General features: G+C 74.1%; 16 protein-coding genes. 10 read left to right on the top strand and 6 right to left on the bottom strand.

Going from position 1 to position 18,879, the window contains the following annotated elements:
* Positions 1-208: 208 nt before the first annotated feature.
* A complete protein-coding gene (locus ACFZAM_RS25470) occupies positions 209-1,915 on the bottom strand; it encodes an MFS transporter (RefSeq protein ID WP_355339162.1) in 1,707 nt (568 codons plus the stop codon).
* Between the two features lie 282 nt (positions 1,916-2,197).
* Between ACFZAM_RS25470 and ACFZAM_RS25475 the strand changes: the two genes are divergently transcribed.
* From ACFZAM_RS25475 to ACFZAM_RS25505, 7 genes are all read left to right on the top strand, one after another.
* The gene (locus tag ACFZAM_RS25475) at positions 2,198-4,711 is read left to right on the top strand and encodes a SpoIIE family protein phosphatase (protein WP_391049551.1); all 2,514 of its coding nucleotides are present in this window, start codon (positions 2,198-2,200) and stop codon (positions 4,709-4,711) included.
* A 225-nt stretch (positions 4,712-4,936) separates the two neighbouring features.
* Positions 4,937-5,659 (top strand): methyltransferase domain-containing protein, encoded by a 723-nt coding sequence (locus ACFZAM_RS25480; RefSeq protein WP_391049553.1) that lies wholly within the window; start codon positions 4,937-4,939, stop codon positions 5,657-5,659.
* A 97-nt stretch (positions 5,660-5,756) separates the two neighbouring features.
* Positions 5,757-6,590, top strand: coding sequence for a M55 family metallopeptidase (locus ACFZAM_RS25485; RefSeq protein ID WP_188281247.1), 834 nt, complete (start codon positions 5,757-5,759; stop codon positions 6,588-6,590).
* On the top strand, positions 6,583-7,953 hold the full coding sequence (locus ACFZAM_RS25490; RefSeq protein WP_391049556.1) for a M20/M25/M40 family metallo-hydrolase: 1,371 nt from the start codon (positions 6,583-6,585) through the stop codon (positions 7,951-7,953). Before ACFZAM_RS25485 ends, ACFZAM_RS25490 begins: the two co-directional genes overlap by 8 nt.
* Complete coding sequence (locus tag ACFZAM_RS25495) at positions 7,950-9,944, top strand: LpqB family beta-propeller domain-containing protein (protein WP_391049557.1); 1,995 nt, start codon at positions 7,950-7,952, stop codon at positions 9,942-9,944. Before ACFZAM_RS25490 ends, ACFZAM_RS25495 begins: the two co-directional genes overlap by 4 nt.
* A gap of 107 nt (positions 9,945-10,051) precedes the next feature.
* On the top strand, positions 10,052-10,975 hold the full coding sequence (locus tag ACFZAM_RS25500; RefSeq protein ID WP_355339518.1) for an LD-carboxypeptidase: 924 nt from the start codon (positions 10,052-10,054) through the stop codon (positions 10,973-10,975).
* Positions 10,976-11,059: 84 nt separating this feature from the next.
* On the top strand, positions 11,060-12,118 hold the full coding sequence (locus ACFZAM_RS25505; protein WP_391049559.1) for an NAD-dependent epimerase/dehydratase family protein: 1,059 nt from the start codon (positions 11,060-11,062) through the stop codon (positions 12,116-12,118).
* Positions 12,119-12,254: 136 nt separating this feature from the next.
* On the opposite strand, the gene ACFZAM_RS25510 is transcribed toward ACFZAM_RS25505, so the two are convergent.
* On the bottom strand, positions 12,255-13,373 hold the full coding sequence (locus ACFZAM_RS25510) for a HAMP domain-containing sensor histidine kinase (RefSeq protein WP_355339181.1): 1,119 nt from the start codon (positions 13,371-13,373) through the stop codon (positions 12,255-12,257).
* The gene (locus tag ACFZAM_RS25515; protein ID WP_391049561.1) at positions 13,366-14,166 is read right to left on the bottom strand and encodes a response regulator; all 801 of its coding nucleotides are present in this window, start codon (positions 14,164-14,166) and stop codon (positions 13,366-13,368) included. Before ACFZAM_RS25515 ends, ACFZAM_RS25510 begins: the two co-directional genes overlap by 8 nt.
* Before the next feature lie 313 nt (positions 14,167-14,479).
* Between ACFZAM_RS25515 and ACFZAM_RS25520 the strand changes: the two genes are divergently transcribed.
* Genes ACFZAM_RS25520 through ACFZAM_RS25530 form a run of 3 tightly spaced genes read left to right on the top strand, consistent with a single transcriptional unit; the run spans position 14,480 to position 16,637 of the window.
* A complete protein-coding gene (locus ACFZAM_RS25520) occupies positions 14,480-15,271 on the top strand; it encodes a glycosyltransferase (RefSeq protein ID WP_391049594.1) in 792 nt (263 codons plus the stop codon).
* Entirely contained in the window at positions 15,268-15,966 is a 699-nt protein-coding gene (locus ACFZAM_RS25525; protein WP_391049563.1) for a DUF2064 domain-containing protein, read from the top strand. The genes ACFZAM_RS25520 and ACFZAM_RS25525 overlap by 4 nt, the downstream gene beginning before the upstream one ends.
* Positions 15,963-16,637 carry a class I SAM-dependent methyltransferase gene (locus ACFZAM_RS25530; protein ID WP_355339190.1) on the top strand — a complete coding sequence of 225 codons (675 nt, stop codon included), beginning with the start codon at positions 15,963-15,965 and terminating at the stop codon, positions 16,635-16,637. Before ACFZAM_RS25525 ends, ACFZAM_RS25530 begins: the two co-directional genes overlap by 4 nt.
* 47 nt (positions 16,638-16,684) lie before the next feature.
* Here ACFZAM_RS25530 and ACFZAM_RS25535 read toward each other — a convergent pair whose 3' ends face one another.
* From ACFZAM_RS25535 to ACFZAM_RS25545, 3 genes are all read right to left on the bottom strand, one after another.
* Positions 16,685-17,122 (bottom strand): hypothetical protein, encoded by a 438-nt coding sequence (locus ACFZAM_RS25535; RefSeq protein WP_391049565.1) that lies wholly within the window; start codon positions 17,120-17,122, stop codon positions 16,685-16,687.
* Positions 17,123-17,188: 66 nt separating this feature from the next.
* Entirely contained in the window at positions 17,189-17,713 is a 525-nt protein-coding gene (locus ACFZAM_RS25540) for a hypothetical protein (protein ID WP_391049567.1), read from the bottom strand.
* Positions 17,710-18,867 carry a molybdopterin-dependent oxidoreductase gene (locus ACFZAM_RS25545; protein WP_391049569.1) on the bottom strand — a complete coding sequence of 386 codons (1,158 nt, stop codon included), beginning with the start codon at positions 18,865-18,867 and terminating at the stop codon, positions 17,710-17,712. Before ACFZAM_RS25545 ends, ACFZAM_RS25540 begins: the two co-directional genes overlap by 4 nt.
* Positions 18,868-18,879 lie beyond the last annotated feature (12 nt).

Here is an 18,879-nt window from a genome sequence, read left to right on the forward strand (position 1 = left end):
ACGAGGACCGTGCCGCCGCCGTACCCGCCGTGGACGCGCGGGCGTATCCACCGTCGTACGGAACGGGCAGTGACCCTTACTCCACAAGAGTGAGGGTCACTGCCCGTTGTCGTTCCCGGTCACCGCGGCCGTCGGGCGCCGGTCGGCGGGTCGGACAGCGGGCCGTGCAGGTGGGACAGCAGGCCGTGCAGGTCGGACAGCCGGCCGGTCAGCGCCCGGCCGGTGCCGCGCCGTCCGGCCTGCCGCTGCCGTCCACGTCGTTCTTGTTGCACTGCGTGCCGCGGATCAGCGCGTACGTGCCGCCGATCCGGTACGTGCCGGGCGAGGGCGCGTACAGCCGCGTCCAGTCGCCGTCCTGGATGAGACAGCCGTGCTTGTTGTCGTTGGCGCCCTCGATGCCGAGCACCGGCGACCACGGGATGCGCAGGATCACCGAGCCGCTGGTCGGCATCGTCACGGTCAGCTCGGCCGGACTCGCCTCGTCCACGATCGCGGGCGGATCGGCCAGCGGATCGGCGTTCGCGACCCTGTAGAGCTTCCAGTAGTCGTCGTGCCAGACCGGCGTCAGCCAGCTCTGGCCCGCCGCCACGATCTTCGCCTCGGCCACCGCCGCGCCGTCCGGGGTGTCCGACGGCAGCACCACGTACCCGACGCTCCAGCGCTGGAGCCACTGCCGGTAGGTCTCCGCGGTCAGCGTGCCGTCGTAGAAGAGCGGATTGCGCTCGACGTCCGCCTGCCGGTTCCAGCCGCGCGCCAGGTTGACGTGCGGGGCCAGGCCCGACGCCTCCCAGTGCGAGCGCAGCGGTACGACCTCGACCCGGCCCTTGTCCGCGCGCACCTTGGTGAGCTGCGCGATCAGCGGCGCCGCGTGCTCGACCGTGGACGAGGGCGCCGAGGTGTTCACCAGGTCCACCACGGGCTTGGAGATCTGCCAGCCCGCGACGCCCAGGAAGGCCAGGTAGAGCATCAGCGCCATCCGGCCGCCCCTGGTCCACGCCATGGCCACGATCAGCAGCACGGTGCCGCCGAACAGCAGGGCCAGCCGCTCCACATTGCTGCCGATCGGCGACGGGATGACGTACGTCAGCGCGACACCGGCCGCGTAGATCCAGCTCCCGACGCGTACGACGCGCCATTCGCGCGGCACCACCAGGGCGATCGCGACGGCCGTGGCGAAGGGGATGATGGCGAAGAACCACTTGAAGGGCTGCACCCCGTAGAAGGGGAAGAGCAGCGAGGTCGCGCCGACCACCAGGGGCGGGCAGACCGCCATCACATACGCGTCCTTGCGGCGCCCGGTGAGGAACAGCGCCGCCGCGACCACCAGGATGAAGAGCCCCGCGACCGGGCTGCACATGGTGGCCAGCGCGCCCATCAGCGTGGCGGTCAGCACCCGCGGGGTGCGGCGCGCGCCTACCGGCGGGTCGGTGGGGAACAGCAGCAGCGTGGCGATCAGACCGAAGAGGACGCCCAGCGCGAAGGTGACCCGCCCGGAGAGCACGTCACCCCAAAGAGCGAACGCCGTCCACAGCGCGGGCAGCATCGGGCGCTTGATCCGGGCCCGGATCAGCAGTAGCGTCGCCGCCGTCGTGGACAAGGTGCCCGCGATCACGGCGGTGGTCCGCACCCCGAGCCCGGCCATGATGTACGGCGACAGAATGCTGTACGACGCGGGGTGCATGCCGCCGTACCAGGACAGGTTGTACGAGGCGGAGGGGTGGGCCCTTATGAAGTCCGTCCAGGCGTACTGCGCGGCCATGTCGCCGGAGTCCTTGGCCAGGAAATAGGCCCAGATCACATGCAGGACCGCGGCGAGCACCGTGGCGGCCACGACAGGATTGCGCAGGTCGACCCGCCGGAAAAGGGCCCCCGGTCCCCTCATGGCGGTCCAGCGCGCAGGCTGCCAGGTGGTCACGTGGCCTCTTCCAGTCGCGGATGCGGTGCGCCCCGGCCGGCATCCCTTCCGGCGAGGGGGTCGAACTCCACCGACGTGAGAGAGTTCGAACAGAGGGTTTGGACGCTAGCACGGGCAGTTTGGTTGCTCGCGCGCGGGCGTGCGCCCGGATTCGTACTTTCCCTCCCCTGGCACCCGGACCGGTCGTACCGTGGTTAACGGCATCGTAGATCTTGTGCCGGGGCGGTTCCCACCGCACTCCGGCCCCGGACCGCGGGGCCGAGGGAAGGAGCCCGACGAACCATGGACCGCCGTCAACCGCCGGAGCCGTCCGGACGTATCCCGCTCGCGGTGATCGTCGTGGACGCCGCCGGGCTGGTGTCGCACTGGAGTACGGGTGCGCGCCGGCTGTTCGGCTGGACACGGGAAGAGGCCGTCGGGCGGAACGCGCTCGACCTCTTACCGGTGGGCGGCGCACTCGACGTACCCCCGGACGCCGCCCCGGGCGGCGGCACGGCGGGCACCGCGTACCCGTACGACGTCACCGGGCCCGACCTGGAGTCCTCGCTGGCCGGTGCCAGCTCCTACCCGACGGCGGGGCGCGCCCGGTTGTACGACTGCGTGCGGCGCACGGACGCCGACGGGGACGGGCGCGTCCCCCTGGACGTGCTGTGGTGGGCCTACCCGCTGGTCGGTCCGGGCCCCGAGCGGCTGCTCGTGCTGGCCACCGACGCCTCTTCCGCGGCCGGTTCCTCCGCCGCTGCCGGGACGCCCTCCGCGATGACCGACCCCGACGCGGCGGAGACCGACAGGTCGGGGGCGGCGGACTGCTCGGAGCGGATAGCGCCCGGCTTCGCGCTGCACACCGAATTCCCCGGTTCCGACCAGCTCGCCAGGCAACTGCCCGAGATCCTGCCGAGCATGAATCCGCTGGAGAGCGGGCGGATCGTGGCGCAGGTGCTGGAACTGGGCTATCCGGTGCTGGAGATAAGCCAGCACGACCGGGTGCCGGTCACCCCGGACTGGGGCGTGCCGCGCCGGGCCGAGCGGCAGGCCAGACGGCGCGCCGCCGAGGCCGCCGCGGCGGCCGACCCGCGGGCCGTCCCGGCCGACGAGTTGGCGCCCGACCTCGAATACGCGGCGGTCCGCGAACACCTCGAATTCCTCAACGAGGTGAGCGGCCGGATCGGCACCTCGCTCGATCTGGCCAGGACCATTCAGGAAGTCAGCGCGGCCGTCGTGCCGCGCTTCACTGATGTTGCGGGCACATATCTGCGCGAGCAGGTGCTGGCGGGTGAGGGCTTCCCCGACGGGCCGCCCGACGTCACCACCATGTGGTACCGCGTGGCGGTCGAGCACACCGACGAACCGGGCCGCTGGGACGACGTGGTGCCGGTCGGCGAGTCCATGCCCTTCCCCGCGCAGACGCCGTTCTTCCAGTGCATGACCACCGGCGACCCGGTGCTCGTGCCGCGGATCAGCGAGCCGATGGGCAACGCGATCGCCGCGCAGTTCCCCAAGCGCGACATCAGCCCGCTGATCAACAACCGCTCGATGCTCGTCGTCCCGCTGAAGGCGCGCGATGTGGTGCTGGGCTTCATGATCCTGCTGCGCCACCGCGAGCGGGCGGTGTTCAACGACATGGACCGCGTGACGGGCGCGGAACTGGCCGCCCGCGCCGGGCTCGTCCTCGACAACGCGCGCATGTACACGTATCAGGAGAATGTCGCCGACACCCTCCAGGACAGCATGCTGCCGCACATCGCGCCGCGGATGCCGGGGTGTGACGTGGCGACCCGCTACCTGCCGGGCGAGCGGCTGGGCCGGGTCGGCGGCGACTGGTTCGACAGCATCAAGCTGCCCGGCTCGCGGCTGGCGCTGGTGGTCGGCGACGTGATGGGCCACGGGCTGAACTCGGCCGCGATGATGGGCCAGTTCCGTACCGCCGTGCAGACCATGGCCGGGCTCGACATGCCACCGGCCCAACTGCTGCGCAATCTGGACGACCTGGCGCAGCGGCTCGGCGAGCAGTATCTGGCGACCTGCCTCTACGCGGTCTACGACCCGGTCGAGTCCGATCTGCTGATCGCCAACGCGGGACACATCCCGCCGGTGCTGGTCCGCGCCGTCGACGGCCGCAGCGAGCTGCTCGACGTGCCCACGGGCGCGCCGCTGGGAGTCGGCGGGGTGCCGTTCGAGACGGTACGGGTGCCGGTCGCGCCCGGCGACCGGCTCATCCTGTGCACCGACGGCCTGGTGGAGGTGCGCGGCCAGGACATCGGCACCGGTCTGGCCGCGCTGTGCGAGAGCGCCGCGCACCCGGCCGCGTCGATGGACGACGCCTGCGACACGATCATCCGCGCGCTCAACCCGCGCGGCGGTCGCAAGGACGACGTGGCGCTGCTGATGGCCCGGCTCAACGGCATCCCGCGGCACGACGTGATGACCTGGGAGCTGGAGCCGGAGCCGCGCGAGGTGGCGCGGGCCCGCGGCCTGGTCCGCGAGACGCTGCTCGGCTGGGACCTGGCGGAGATGTCGGAGACGGCGGAGCTGCTGGTCGGCGAGGTGGTCACCAACGCGGTGCGGCACGCGCACACCCGGCGGATCGGGCTGCGGCTCGTCCGCGCGGGCGCGCTGCTGTGCGAGGTGACCGACGACGACCACGCGGTCCCCGTCCTGCTGAGCGCCGGGCCCGACGACGAGGGCGGGCGCGGCATGCGGATCGTCAGCAGGCTCGCCCGCGAGTGGGGGACCAGCCGCTTCGCGCAGGGCAAGTCCGTCTGGTTCGAGCGGCCGCTGCCGGGCCGGAGCCGCTGATCCCGCCGGCGCGGTCGGTTCCGTCCGAGGCGTTCAATACGCCGCTGCCGTGGATTCCGTCCGAGGCTTCGGTTCCGTCCGTGGCGTCGATGACGTCGGCGCCGTCGATTCCGCCCGGGCCGTTGACTCCGAAGTGACGGTCCGGTAGCTCCTGATGCGGGCACGGTCGGCGGCCGCGCCTGTGCCTTTTTCTACGATCGCGGTCCTGGGGAGTGGTGAGTACGCGTGAACGTGTCCAGCGGGTATGAGCAGGCGTGGGAGAGTTTCTGGCAGGACGCGCCCCACGAGCCCGGCGGAGTCTTCTGGGACTGCGACCCCGAGCTCGCGGCGGAACAGCACTACCCGCACTTCCGGGCGTACTTCGACCCCGGCCTTCCGGTGGTGGACCTCGGCTGCGGGAACGGGACGCAGACCCGCTTCCTGGCCGAGCGGTACGACCGGGTGGTCGGCGTGGACCTCTCGCGGGAGGCGATCGACCGGGCCAGGCGCGACGATCCGCACGGGGCGGCGGAGTACCAGCGGCTGGACGCGGTGGACACCGACGCGGTGGAGCGGCTGCACGAGGAGCTCGGCGACGCCAACGTCTACATGCGCGGGGTGCTGCACCAGTGCGAGCCGGAGGACCGCGGGCGGCTGGCGGACGGCATAGCGGTGCTCACCGGGCACCGCGGCCGGGCCTTCGCGCTGGAGCTGGCGGAGGCGGCCAAGCCGGTGCTGATGGGGCTCGCGCAGGGGCCCGCCGGACCGCCGCAGAAGCTCGGGGCGATCTTCGCGCACGGCATCGCGCCCGGCGAGGTGTCGGACGCGGCGCTGCCCGGATTCTTCCGGGCCGCCGGGCTCGAAGTGCTGGCCGACGGTGAACAGCCCCTGGTGACAACGGAGTTCAGGGTGGACGGGACACGCATAGAGATACCGTCGAAATGGCTGGTGGCGGGCCGTACCGGCTGATTCCCCCACCCGCTTCACTGGTCTGGACCACTGAAGTTATCCACAGGCTGGGCCCGGCCCTGGTGCGCCCTCCGGCCGCCGCGTAACGTGACGCAACATGAAGATCCTGATCTCGGCGGACATGGAAGGCGCGACGGGTGTCACCTGGCCCGCCGACGTGCTGCCCGGCAGCGAGCAGTGGCAGCGCTGCCGCCATATGTTCACCTCCGACGTCAACGCCGCCGTCGCGGGCTTCTACGACGGCGGCGCGGACGAGGTGCTGGTCAACGAGGCGCACTGGACCATGCGCAATCTCCTGCTGGAGAAGCTGGACGAGCGCGCCCAGATGCTCACCGGCCGCCACAAGGACCTGTCCATGGTCGAGGGCGTCCAGCACGGAGACGTGGACGGCATCGCCTTCGTCGGCTACCACACCGGCGCCGGGACCGAGGGCGTCCTCGCCCACACCTACCTCGCCAACTCCATCACCGGCGTGTGGGTCAACGGCGTCGCCGCCAGCGAGGGCAGGCTCAACGCGCTGGTCGTCGCCGAGTACGGCGTCCCCGTGGTGCTGGTGACCGGCGACGACAGGACCGGGATCGACGCCGAGGGGTACGCGCCGCAGGCCCGTACCGTCGCGGTGAAGGACTACGTGTCGCGTTACGCGGCCGTCTGCCGCCCGCCCGCGCGCACCGCCGCCGACATCCGGGCCGCCGCCAAGGACGCCGCCGCGCTGGCCGTGCGCCACGAGCCCGCGCAGGCCGGGCCCTTCACCGTCGAGCTGGAATTCGACGCCGTCCACCTGGCCGGGGCCGCCACCGTGGTGCCCGGCGTGGAGCGGACGGGGGAGCGGCGTGTCGCCTACACGCTGCCCACGATGTACGAGGGCATCAGGGCCTTCAAGGCGGTCACCACACTCGTGTCGCAAGCGGTGGAGGAGCAGTATGGCTGAGCGGACCGCCGAGCGAGACGTCCGGCACGACGCCGTGGACGCGCGGGCACTCGACGAGGTCGTGACCTTCACGTCCGACCTCATCAGGATCGACACCACCAACCGCGGCGGCGGCGACGGCAACGAACGGCCCGCCGCCGAATACGTCGCCCAGCAGCTCTCCGACGCCGGGATCGCAGCGCAGATCGTGGAATCCGCGCCCGGCCGCGCCAACGTGCTCGCCCGGATCGCGGGCAGCGACCCGGCCGCCGACGCGCTGCTCGTCCACGGCCACCTGGACGTCGTGCCCGCCGAGGCCGCCGACTGGACCGTGCACCCCTTCTCCGGCGAGATCAGGGACGGCGTCGTCTGGGGCCGCGGCGCCATCGACATGAAGAACATGGACGCGATGGTGCTCGCCACCGTCCGCGCCTGGGCCCGTACCGGACACCGCCCCACCCGCGACATCGTGCTGGCCTTCACCGCCGACGAGGAGGACAGCGCCTCCTACGGCTCCGGCTTCCTCACCGAGAAGCACGCCGACTTCTTCGAGGGCTGCACCGAAGGCATCAGCGAATCCGGCGCCTTCACCTTCCACGCCAGCGACGACCTGCGGATCTATCCCGTCGCCGCGGGCGAGCGCGGCACCGCCTGGCTCAAGCTCACCGCACACGGCAAGGCGGGCCACGGCTCCAAGGTCAACCGGGACAACGCGGTCAGCCGACTGGCCGCCGCCATCGCCCGGATCGGCGAGTACGACTGGCCCGTCCGCCTCACCGCCACCGTCACCGCCGCGCTCACCGAACTGGCCGCGCTCTACGGCGTCCCCGCCGACCAGGCCGCCCTGGACGACGTCGACACCCTCCTCGAACGGCTCGGCGCGGCGGCCGACCTGGTCAGGCCCACCGTCCGCAACAGCGCCAACCCGACGATGCTGCAAGCCGGTTACAAGGTCAATGTGATCCCCGGCTCCGCCACCGCCTACGTCGACGGACGCATGCTGCCCGGCGCCGAGGACGAGTTCGCCGCCACCATGGACCGGCTCACAGGACCCGACGTCGACTGGGAGTTCCACCACCGCGAGATCCCGCTCCAGGCCCCGGTCGACTCCCCGACCTACGCCGCGATGCGCGAGTCGCTGGAACACTTCGACCCGCAGGCGCACGTCGTGCCCTACTGCATGTCCGGCGGCACCGACGCCAAGCAGTTCTCCCGGCTCGGCATCACCGGCTACGGCTTCTCACCGCTGCGGCTGCCCCCCGGCTTCGACTACCAGGCGCTCTTCCACGGCGTGGACGAGCGGGTGCCCGTCGACGCGCTGCACTTCGGCGTCCACGTCCTCGACCGCTTCCTGCGCGCCACGGGAACGGAGGCCGGAGCGTGACCACGACCACCGGGAGCACCACCCCGCACGGCGCCTGGCCCTCACCCGTCGACGCCACCACGGCCGCCGCACACGACGGCAGCCCCGAATTCGTCGGCATCGTCGGCGACGACGTCTGGTGGACCGCGCCCCGCCCCGCCGAAGGGGGCCGCCGCGCGCTGATCCGCCGCAGGCCCGACGGCACCGAGGAATGCCCGCTGCCCGCGCCGTGGAACGTCCGCAGCCGCGTCATCGAATACGGCGGCACCCCCTGGGCGGGCGCCGTCGTGGACGGCGCCCCGCTGGTGGTCTTCGCCAACTTCGCCGACCAGCGGCTCTACGCCTTCCGCCCCGACGAGCCGCAGACCCCGCCGCGCCCGCTGACCCCGGTCGGCGCCGTCGGCGGCGGACTGCGCTGGGCCGACCTGACACTGCACCGCGAGCGCGGTGAGGTCTGGGGAGTCCTGGAGGAGTTCACCGGCGACAAGCCCACCGACGTACGCCGCGTGCCCGCCGCCGTACCGCTCGACGGCTCCGCCGCCGACGACCGCGCGGCCGTACGCGAACTCGCCCCCGCCACCCACCGGTTCGTCACGGGACCGCGCCTGTCGCCCGACGGCACGCGGGCCGCCTGGACCGCCTGGGACCACCCGCTGATGCCCTGGGACGGCACCGAACTGCGGATCGCCGACGTCACCGCCGACGGCACCTTCACCGCCGCCCGCACCCTGATCGGCGGCCCCGAGGAATCCGTCACCCAGGTCGGCTGGGCGGCCGACGGCACCCTGCTCGCCGCCACCGACCGCACCGGCTGGTGGAATCTGCACCGCGTCGACCCGGCCACCGGCGAAGCCGTCAACCTCTGCGCACGCCAGGAGGAATTCGGCAACGCGCTGTGGAAACTCGGCCACCACTGGTTCGCCCCGCTCGACGACGGCCTGATCGCCGTCCTGCACGGCGTCGGCGCCCTGCGGCTCGGCCTGCTCGACCCCGCCACCGGCGAGGTCACCGACGCCCCCGGGCACTGGACCGAGTGGAATGCGACCCTCGCCGCGTCCGGCAGCCGCGTCATCGGCGTCGCGGGCAGCGCCCGCACCTCGTACGAACTGGTCGAGCTGGACGTCAAGACCGGCCGCACCCGCGTCATCGGCAGCGCGCACCACGACACGGTCGACCCCGCCTACGTGCCCGACGCCCTGGCCAGGACCTTCACCGGCCCCGGCGGGCGCGAGGTGCACGCGCAGGTCTACCCGCCGCGCAATCCGCTGGTCACCGCCGAGGGACCCGCGCCCTACGTCATCTGGGTGCACGGCGGACCCACCAGCCGCGCCGCGATGGTCCTCGACCTGGAGATCGCCTACTTCACCTCCCGCGGCATCGGCGTCGCCGAGGTCAACTACGGCGGCTCCACCGGTTACGGCCGCGCCTACCGCAACCGGCTGCGCGAACAGTGGGGCGTGGTGGACGTCGAGGACTGCGCCGCCGTCGCCGAGGGGCTGGTCGCCGAAGGCGTCGCCGACCCCGCGCGGCTGGCCATCCGCGGCGGCAGCGCCGGCGGCTGGACCAGCGCCGCGGCCCTGACCACCACCGACACCTACGCCTGCGGCACCGTCATCTACCCGATCCTCGACCTGCGCGGCTGGTCGCGGGAGGGCGGGGAGACGCACGACTTCGAGTCGGAGTACCTGGAGTCGCTGATTGGGCCGCTCGACGAGGTGCCCGAGCGCTACCGCGACCGCTCGCCCGTCCACCACGGCGACCGGATAGACGTGCCGTTCCTGCTGCTCCAGGGCCTGGACGACGTGATCTGCCCGCCCGTGCAGTGCGAGCGGTTCCTGGAGGCCGTCGCCGGACGCGGCATCCCGCACGCGTATCTGACCTTCGAGGGCGAGAGCCACGGCTTCCGCCGCCTGGACACCATGGTCACCTGCCTGGAGGCCGAACTCGCCCTCTACGGGCAGGTCTTCGGCTTCACGCCGGAGGGCGTCGCGCCGCTGGAACTGCACACATGACGGAGAGTTCTACGGCTGCCGCCTCCTCCGCTTCCGCCGCCGACGCCTCTGCCGGACGGGGCTCCGGGGGCGGACCGCGGCAGGCGGCCGGCCCGGTCGGCGGGCCGGTGCCCGCGCTGATCCGCCCCCGGCGGCTGGCGCCCGGCGACCGGATCGGCGTCGTGGCGCCCAGCGGCCCCGTACCGCGCGAACGCCTCGACGCGGGCCTCGACATCCTGCGGAGCTGGGACCTCGACCCCGTCGTGGCACCGCACGTCCTGGACGACCACCCCTCCGGCTACCTCGCGGGCACCGACCGGGCCCGCGCCGACGACCTCCAACAGGCGTGGTGCGACCCGTCGTTGGCGGCCGTGCTGTGCGCCCGCGGCGGCTACGGCGCGCAGCGCATGGTCGACCTGCTCGACTGGGACGCCATGGGCGCGGCCACACCCAAGGCGTTCATCGGCTACAGCGACATCACCGCGCTCCACGAGGCGTTCGCGACCCGGCTCGGCCTGGCCACGCTCCACGGCCCGATGGCGGCGACCGAGACCTTCCTCAAGGACGGCCCCACCCAGGACCACCTGCGGCGCACCCTCTTCACGCCCGACGAGACCCTGACGCCCACCTCCCCGACCGCCCGCACCCTCGTACCGGGCCGCGCGGCCGGGGTCACCCTCGGCGGCTGCGTCAGCCTGCTCGCCTCCGACCTCGGCACCCCGTACTCCCGCCCGTCCGCCGCGGGCGGCATCCTCGTCCTGGAGGACATCGGCGAGGAGCCGTACCGACTCGACCGCATCCTCACCCAACTCCTGCGCTCCGGCTGGCTCGACGGCGTCGCCGGAATCGTCCTCGGCTCCTGGCAGGACTGCGGCCCGTACCCCGCCGTCCGGTCCCTGATGACCGACCTCCTCGGCGGCCTCGGCGTACCGATCGTCGAGGAATTCGGCTTCGGCCACTGCGAGTCCACGCTGACCGTGCCGCTCGGGGTGCCCGCGGTGCTGGACGCGGACGCGGCGACGCTCACGTACGAGGTGCCCGCGCTGGTGTGAGGCGGCGCGGGGAGTTCTTACGGAGCGCTGACGCCCCGGCCGGGCCCGGTCCATCGGCCCGGCCGGGACCGTACGGTCGGGCCCATGCTGGTACTTGTCACGGGAGGCGCGGGCTTCATCGGCTCGCACATCGTCACCGCGCTGCGCACCGCCGGACACCGGGTACGGGTCCTCGACGCGCTGCTGCCCGCCGCCCACCGGGCCCCACCGCCGCCCGTGCCCGACGGTGTCGAATGGCGGCACGGCGACGTCCGCGACCGGGCCGCCGTCGAGGAGGCCCTGCGCGGCGCCGACGCGGTCTGCCACCAGGCCGCCATGGTCGGCCTCGGCAAGGACTTCGCCGACGCCCCCGACTACGTGAGCTGCAACGACCTCGGCACCGCCGTGCTGCTCGCCGCCATGGCCGACGCGGGCGTACGGTCGCTCGTCCTCGCCGGGTCGATGGTCGTCTACGGCGAAGGACGTTACGAGTGCGCGCGGCACGGCGTCGTACGGCCGGGGCCGCGACAGGTCGCCGACCTCGACGCGGGCCGCTTCGAACCGCCGTGCCCCCGCTGCGGCGAACCGCTCGCGCCCGGCCTCGTCGACGAGGACGCGCCCGCCGACCCCCGCAACGTCTACGCCGCCACCAAGCTCGCCCAGGAACACCTCGCCGCCGCCTGGGCCCGCGCCGCCGACGGCCGGGCCGTCTCCCTGCGCTACCACAACGTCTACGGGCCCGGCATGCCCCGTGACACCCCCTACGCCGGTGTCGCCGCCCTCTTCCGCTCCGCCCTCGCCCGCGGCGAGGCCCCCGCCGTCTTCGAAGACGGCCGTCAGCGCCGGGACTTCATCCACGTCACCGATGTGGCCGCCGCCAATGTCGCCGCCCTCGCCCGGCTCGGCGACCGGCCGCCCGGCGGCCTGCGCCCCTACAACATCGCCACCGGCACGCCGCGGACCGTCGGCGAGATGGCCACCGTCCTGTCCGCCGCCACCGGGGGGCCCGCGCCCCGCGTCACCGGGGCGTACCGGCTCGGCGACGTCCGCCACGTCACGGCCTCCGCGGCCCGCGCCCACCACGAACTCGCCTGGTCCCCCCGCGTCCCCTTCACCCAGGGCGTCACCGATTTCGCCCACGCCCCCCAACGCCCGTCGGCCTAGCCGGCCAGGAACCCCCCATCCCGCAGGCGGCTGCGCCCCCGAGCGCGCGGGAACTGCGCGAGCAACCCCCCACCGGCCGGCGGTCCGGGGAGCGACCGACTTGCCCCCTGCCCCTGAAGGCACGGGGTGCCGCCCGTTAGAGGGGGGCGGCGGGGAGGACGACGTCGAAGCGGCAGCCGCCGGGGACGTTGTGCACGGCGGCACGCCCATGGTGGGCCTCGACGATGCCACGGACGATGGCGAGCCCGAGCCCCGCCCCCGCCGGAGGCGTCCGCGCCCCGGTCCCGCGCCACCCGGTGTCGAAGACGCGGGGAAGGTCGTCGGCGGGGATGCCGCCGCAGCCGTCGGTGACGGAGAGCACGACGGAGCCGGAAGCGGCGTCGCGCCGAGCGGAAACGGCGACGGTGCCGTCCGCGGGGGTGCGGTGGATGGCGTTGGCCAGGAGGTTGGCCAGGACCCGCGTCATCTCACGGCCGTCGACCTCCACCGGCACCGGCTCGACCCCGTCGCCGACCAGCCGTACGCCGTGCTCGCGCGCCAGCGGATTGGCGCCCGCTATGGCGTCGCCGACGAGGTCGTACATCGACATGCGGGTGGGGGAGAGGGCGAGAACGCCCGCCTGGATGCGGGAGAGTTCGAAGAGGTCGCCGACCATGCCGCTGAGCCGGTCGACCTCGGCCCGTATCTGCTTGTGGTAGCGGGCCGGGTCCTCCGCTATGCCGTCCTCCAGCGCCTCGGTCATCGCCCGCAGCCCGGCGAGCGGCGTCCGCAGGTCGTGCGAGATCCACGCGACCAGCTCGCGGCGCGACGCCTCAAGGGCGCGCTCGCGCTGGCGCGAGTCGGCCAGCTTGGCGCTGGTGACGGCCAACTCGCGGCCGAGTTCGGCGAGTTCGGCCGTGGGCGCGTGCGCGGGAGCGGCAAAGGCGTCGCCGTCGCCGAAGGCCCGCGTGGCGGCGGCCAGCGCGCGGCTGCCCGCCACGACCCGCCGCCCCAACAGCAGCGTGACGCCCAGCGACACCACGGCCGCCATCCCGCACACCGTCGTGACCACACCCAGGTCGTGCTGCGACAGGAACATCGCCCACGCCACCGACAGCGTCCCCGCGAGCATCGCCGCCACCGTCACGACGGCGACCACGGCGAGCGACAACGCCACCGACCGGTGCCGCAGCAGCCGCAGCGCGACCGCTCCGAGGACCCCGGCCGCCCCCGCCCCGGCCGCCGCGTAGGCGGCGATGAGCACCACGTCACGCATCGCGTCCCCCGCCCGAAGCCGGGGCCGCGCCCATGTCCCGGTCGCCCACCGGGTCGTCCGTGGGGCCGTCGGACGGGTCGAAGCGGTAGCCGACGCCCCAGACGGTGGTGATCAGGCGGGGTCGGGCGGGGTCGGCCTCGATCTTCTCGCGGAGGCGGCGGACGTGGACGGTCACGGTGGAGAGGTCGCCGAATTCCCAGCCCCAGACGCGGCGCATGAGTTCCTCGCGGCCGAGGACGCGGCCCGGGTGGTGGAGGAAGAAGGCGAGGAGGTCGAATTCGCGGATGGTGAGGGGGAGTTCGACGCCGTGGCGGGTGGCGCGGCGGGCGGCCGGGTCGAGGGCGAGGGAGCCGGAGCGCAGCCACGCGCCGGGGGCGGAGGCGGGGTCGGGCGGGCTGCCCGCGCGGCGCAGGACGGACTCGACGCGGAGCACCAGCTCGCGAGGGCTGAACGGCTTGGTCACGTAGTCGTCCGCGCCGACTTCGAGCCCGAGGATGCGGTCGTCCTCGTCGCCACGGGCGGTGAGCATGACGACCGGCACGGGTCCGTTCTCGCGGATACGGCGGCAGACCTCGAGGCCGTCCATGCCGGGCAGCATGAGGTCGAGGACGACCAGATCGGGCCGGAGGGCGGCGGCGCGGGCGACGGCGGAGGGGCCGTCGGCGACGCGCTCGACGGCGAAGCCCGCCCGGTCGAGGTAGCCCGCGACGACCTCGGCGACGGTCGGGTCGTCGTCCACGACGAGGACCCGGCGGCGCGGGGCCGGGGCGGCGGGCACGGTGGGGCTGGTCATGCTGTCGAGTCTGACACCCGCCACGGACAGTGACGCCGGGCCGGAGGCCGGGGAGCGGTGCCGTCCGTGTTTCGTAAGGATCGCGGGTCCGTTATGTCCCTTGCGTCTCCGTAGGGTGATCCGTGTGACCAAGCCATCGCCCACCGTGGTCGGCATCCCCGGCATCCCCGGCATCCCCGGCGTCCCCGGCATCCTCGGCGTCCCCGGTGACGTCCGGTCCGCCGTCCCGGCCGACCTCCGCCCGGACGCCCGCCCCGATGTCCGTGCAGGCTCCCGCCCCGGCCCCCGTCCCCCCGCCGTCGCGGACGTCGTCCTGCCGTGCCTCGACGAGGCCGCCGCCCTGCCCTGGGTGCTGGACCGCGTCCCGCCCGGCTGGCGCGCGATCGTCGTGGACAACGGCTCCACGGACGGCTCCGCCCGGATCGCCGCGGAACACGGCGCGTACGTCGTGCACGCGCCCGTACGCGGCTTCGGCGCCGCCTGCCACGCCGGACTGCTCGCCGCGACCGCCGACGTCGTCTGCTTCTGCGACTGCGACGGCTCCCTCGACCCGGCGCTGCTGCCGACCGTTGCGGGGCCGGTGCTGGACGGCGCCGCCGACCTGGTGCTCGGCCGCCGCCGCCCCACCACCTTCCGCGCCTGGCCGCCGCACGCCCGGCTGGCCAACCTCCAGCTCGCCCGGCTGCTGCGCCGCCGCACCGGTCTGCGCCTGCACGACCTCGGCCCGATGCGGGCCGCCCGCCGCGAGGACCTGCTCGCGCTCGCCCTCACCGACCGCCGCTCCGGCTACCCGCTCCAGATGGTGGTCCGCGCCGCCGACGCGGACTGGCGGATCCGCGAGACCCCCGTCCCGTACGCGCCGCGCACCGGCCGCTCCAAGGTCACCGGCACCTGGCGCGGCACCTGGCACGCGGTCCGCGACATGACGGCGGTGCTGAACGAAAGAGCCGGTGACGGGAGAGCCGGTACCGAGAAGGCCGGTGACGGGAGAGCCGGTGGCGGGAGAGCCGCTACCGAGAAGGCCGGGAACGCGACGGCCGGCAGCGAGTCGGCCGGTCACGCCACCGCAAGTAACGACTCGACGGTTACGGCGGGCGCCCGATGAAGGCCGCGACGACGCTGCTGGTGATCGCCAAGTCGCCGGTGGCCGGGCGCGTCAAGACCCGTCTGACGCCGTACTGCACGGCCGCCGAGGCCGCCGTCCTGGCCGAGGCGGCGCTCCGGGACACGCTGGCCTTGGGCCTCGAACTCCCCTTCAGCCGACGGGTGTTGGTCCTGGACGGCGCTCCGGGACCGTGGCTGCCGGACGGCTACGAGGTCGCACCGCAGACCGGCGGCGGCCTGGACGAACGACTGGCCGGGGCCTTCGCCCTGTGCAAGGGACCCGCGCTGCTGGTCGGCATGGACACCCCCCAACTCACCGCCGCCCTGTTGGAGTCGGCGCTGCGGCCGGACGCGTGGGACACCCGCGACGCCGTCTTCGGACCCGCCGCCGACGGCGGCTTCTGGGCGCTCGGCCTCGCCGAACCCGCCCGCCCCGACCTCCTCCTCGGCGTCCCCATGTCCACCCCGCACACGGGCGCCGTCCAGCGTGCCCGCCTCACCTCCGCCGGGCTCCGCGTCCACGACCTCCCCTTGCTGCGGGACGTCGACACCCCGTCCGACGCCGCCGACGTCGCCGCCCTGGCACCGGCCACGCACTTCGCCGCGGCCTGGCGCCGCCTCGCCCCCATGAGCCGTCCCGCCGCCGCCACCGCCGCCGCGCCCGCCGCTCCAGCCCCCGCAGGTGCCGCCCGGTGACCACCTCCGTACCCGTCGCGCGGTCTGCCACCGCGACCACCTGGGGCGGCGATCCGTACGCGCGCGCCCTGGTCAGCGGGCGCGGGCCGCTGTTCCTGCGGCGGGAGGACGGCTGGCTGCTGCCGCTCGAGGTCGAGCGCTGGTGCGCACCGCCGGACGCCGCCGACCGTACGATGCTGCGCCGTTGCCGTGGACCGGTGCTGGACATCGGCTGCGGTCCCGGGCGGCTGGTGGCCGCCGTCGCCGGGTACGGGGTGCCGGTCCTCGGGCTCGACGTGAGCCCCGCCGCCGTGGCCCGCACCAAGGGCGCGGGCGGCGCGGTCCTGTGCCGCTCGGTCTTCGACCGCCTTCCCGCGGAGGGCCGTTGGGGCACCGCGCTGCTCGCCGACGGCAACATCGGCATCGGCGGCGACCCGCACACCCTCCTCGCGCGCGTCCGCGAACTCCTCGCCCCCGGCGGCCGGTTGCTCGCCGAGGCCGCGCCGCACGAAGTGGACGAGCGGGTGACCGTACGCGTCGAGGACGCCCACGGACGGCAGGGCCGCGACTTCCCGTGGGCCCGCCTCGGCCCCCTCGCGCTGCGCGCCGCCGCGCGCGCCACCGGCTGGTCGGTGGCGGAGGAGTGGTCGACGTCGGGCCGCCGCTTCGCCGCTCTGGTCAGCGTGCGGTAGGAGGGTGACGGCTCGCGCAGCGGCGTCCCGACACGGAGCCCGGTATGTCAACTCGGCGTCAGCGTGGCCTCCATGACCCGGTAGCGGCCGGACGGGATGTCGTTGTCCATACGGATCCGCAGCGTGCCGGGCTCACCCGCGTCGACCGCGATGCGCCAGATCCACCCCTCGGCGTACTCGCCCTCGACGTCGATGCCGTGCGGTCCGGGCGTGCCGTGCATCAGCAGCGGGGCGGGCTGCTGATGCCAGGAGTCCGCCCACAGCGCGGTGAGCCGGGTGTTCTCGTCGGTCGCGCCGACGGTGAGCATGCCGTCCTGCGGTCCGTCGTCCGGGTGCTGCCAGGTGTAGGTGACGCAGGCCAGGTGACCGGCGGCGCCGAGGACGACCCGGGCGCCGGCGGGGGCCTCGTGGAAGGGGTCGGTGGGCATGAGCCGGAAGCCGGACCGTCCGTGCCAGGCGCCGGGGACATCGGGGAATACCGTCATGCCCCCATCCTGGACTCCCCGGGGCCGGGCCGCTCGAAGGCGCGGTCCCGGGGCCGGAACACGAGGTTAGCGGCGGAGCCCGCGCGCCGTGCGTCCCACCGCGGCCACCCCCGCCCTCCCGGCCGCTCTCAGCCGTGGACCCGCACCGCGTACCCTCCGCCCCAGTTCGCGCCGCCGCGCCCACCCCCGGCGGCCGACCGCCCCGCACAGGGCGAGGGCCAGGACCGTACCCACCGCGATCGCGAGGCCGCGCGGATAGTCCAGGGGGAGGACGGACGGGTTGGCCGTCGGGCGCGGGCGCAGGAGCACGGGCAGGGCGATCAGGACGAGGCTGCCCGCGACGACGAAGGGCCACCGCGGACGGGGGCCGGGGCGGGTCGCGGCCAGGGCGCCGAGACCGAGGACGGCGGGGACCAGGACACCGTCGTGGAGCACGACGGCGCCCACGAGCCACTCCACCACCGCGGGCCAGTCCGAGATATGAGGGTCCGTCAGAAGCAGCGTCGCGCCGAAGGCCATACCGGCGAGGCCGACAGCGCCGACGCCGTACCGCAGGAGGGTCGCCGGGCGTACGGCGGTGGGGCGTCTCATGTCAGCACCTCGAGACGGGTGACCCATTTGGTCTGGAGGACGCCCGGCCGGTTGGGGGCGATGATCCGGGCGGGGAAGCCGTGGTCGGGGGAGAGGACGTCGCCGTTCAGGGACAGCGCCAACAGGGTCAGCGGGTCCCGGGCGTAGAGGTCGCCCATCTCCATCACGGCGTAGGCGCCGTGCTGTTGGAGCGAGACGACGCGGACCCGCGCGTGGTGCGGGGCGCCCGCGCGGTCGAGGAGGTCGCGGATCCGGATGCCCGACCAGTGCGCGTTCTTGCTCCAGCCCTCGACGCAGGCGATCGGCAGCACCACGGAACGCTGTGGCAGCGCGCGCAGTTGAGGCAGCGTCAGTTCGTACGGGCGCGGGCCGCGTACGGTCAGACGCCAGTCGGCCAGGCGCGCCGCCGTGATGCCCGCGGCGGCGGCCGTACGGTTCACCGGCAGGTGCTGCGGGCCGTGGTCGGGGTGGCGCGGGGCCAGCAGGTCGAGGTCCTTGAGCGGGGTGAGGCTCTGCCCGACGGTCGTCACCGTCACGGCGCCGACCGCCGCGCCCACCGTGGCCAGGAAGGCCCGCCGGTCCCGGCCGTCGGCGGCGGGCAGCCGCAGCGTGCCCGGTGAGCGGCGCCACCAGTGCGCCGCGATCTCCGGCGCCTTCACCGCGATGTGCAGCGCCAGCGCGCCCACCACGACCCACGCCAGCGCCCAGTGGGCCGGGCGGAAATTCCACGGCCAGGGGTACCACTGCACGGTGTTGAGCAGGCCGGTGGCCAGTTGCAGCAGCGTCGCCGCGACCAGGACCAGGATCGACAGCCGCTCGAGGCCGTGCAGTACGGATCGCAGCGGCGGCCAGGCGAACAGCCGCGGATAGACCGTCCACAGCTTCGCCAGCACCAGCGGGATCGCGGCGATGCCGGTCGCCACATGCGTGCCCTGGGTCAGCCGGTAGCCCCAACTCGGGCGGCTGGGAAGGTGGTTCACCGCCCAGCTCGGCGGCTGCTGCAAGTAGTGGCTGACCAGCCCGGTCACGAAGCAGACGACCAGCGCCGCCCCCAGCGCCCGCCCCAGCGACACCGCCGTCCGCGCGTCGTGCAGCCGCCCTCTGAACGCGCCCTCCCGCAGCGGCCCCACCCGCGCCCACGCCGGAAACAGCACCCCCGCGGGCCG

It is taken from the genome of Streptomyces sp. NPDC008079 (assembly GCF_042957385.1).
In the GTDB taxonomy this organism is placed as follows: domain Bacteria; phylum Actinomycetota; class Actinomycetes; order Streptomycetales; family Streptomycetaceae; genus Actinacidiphila.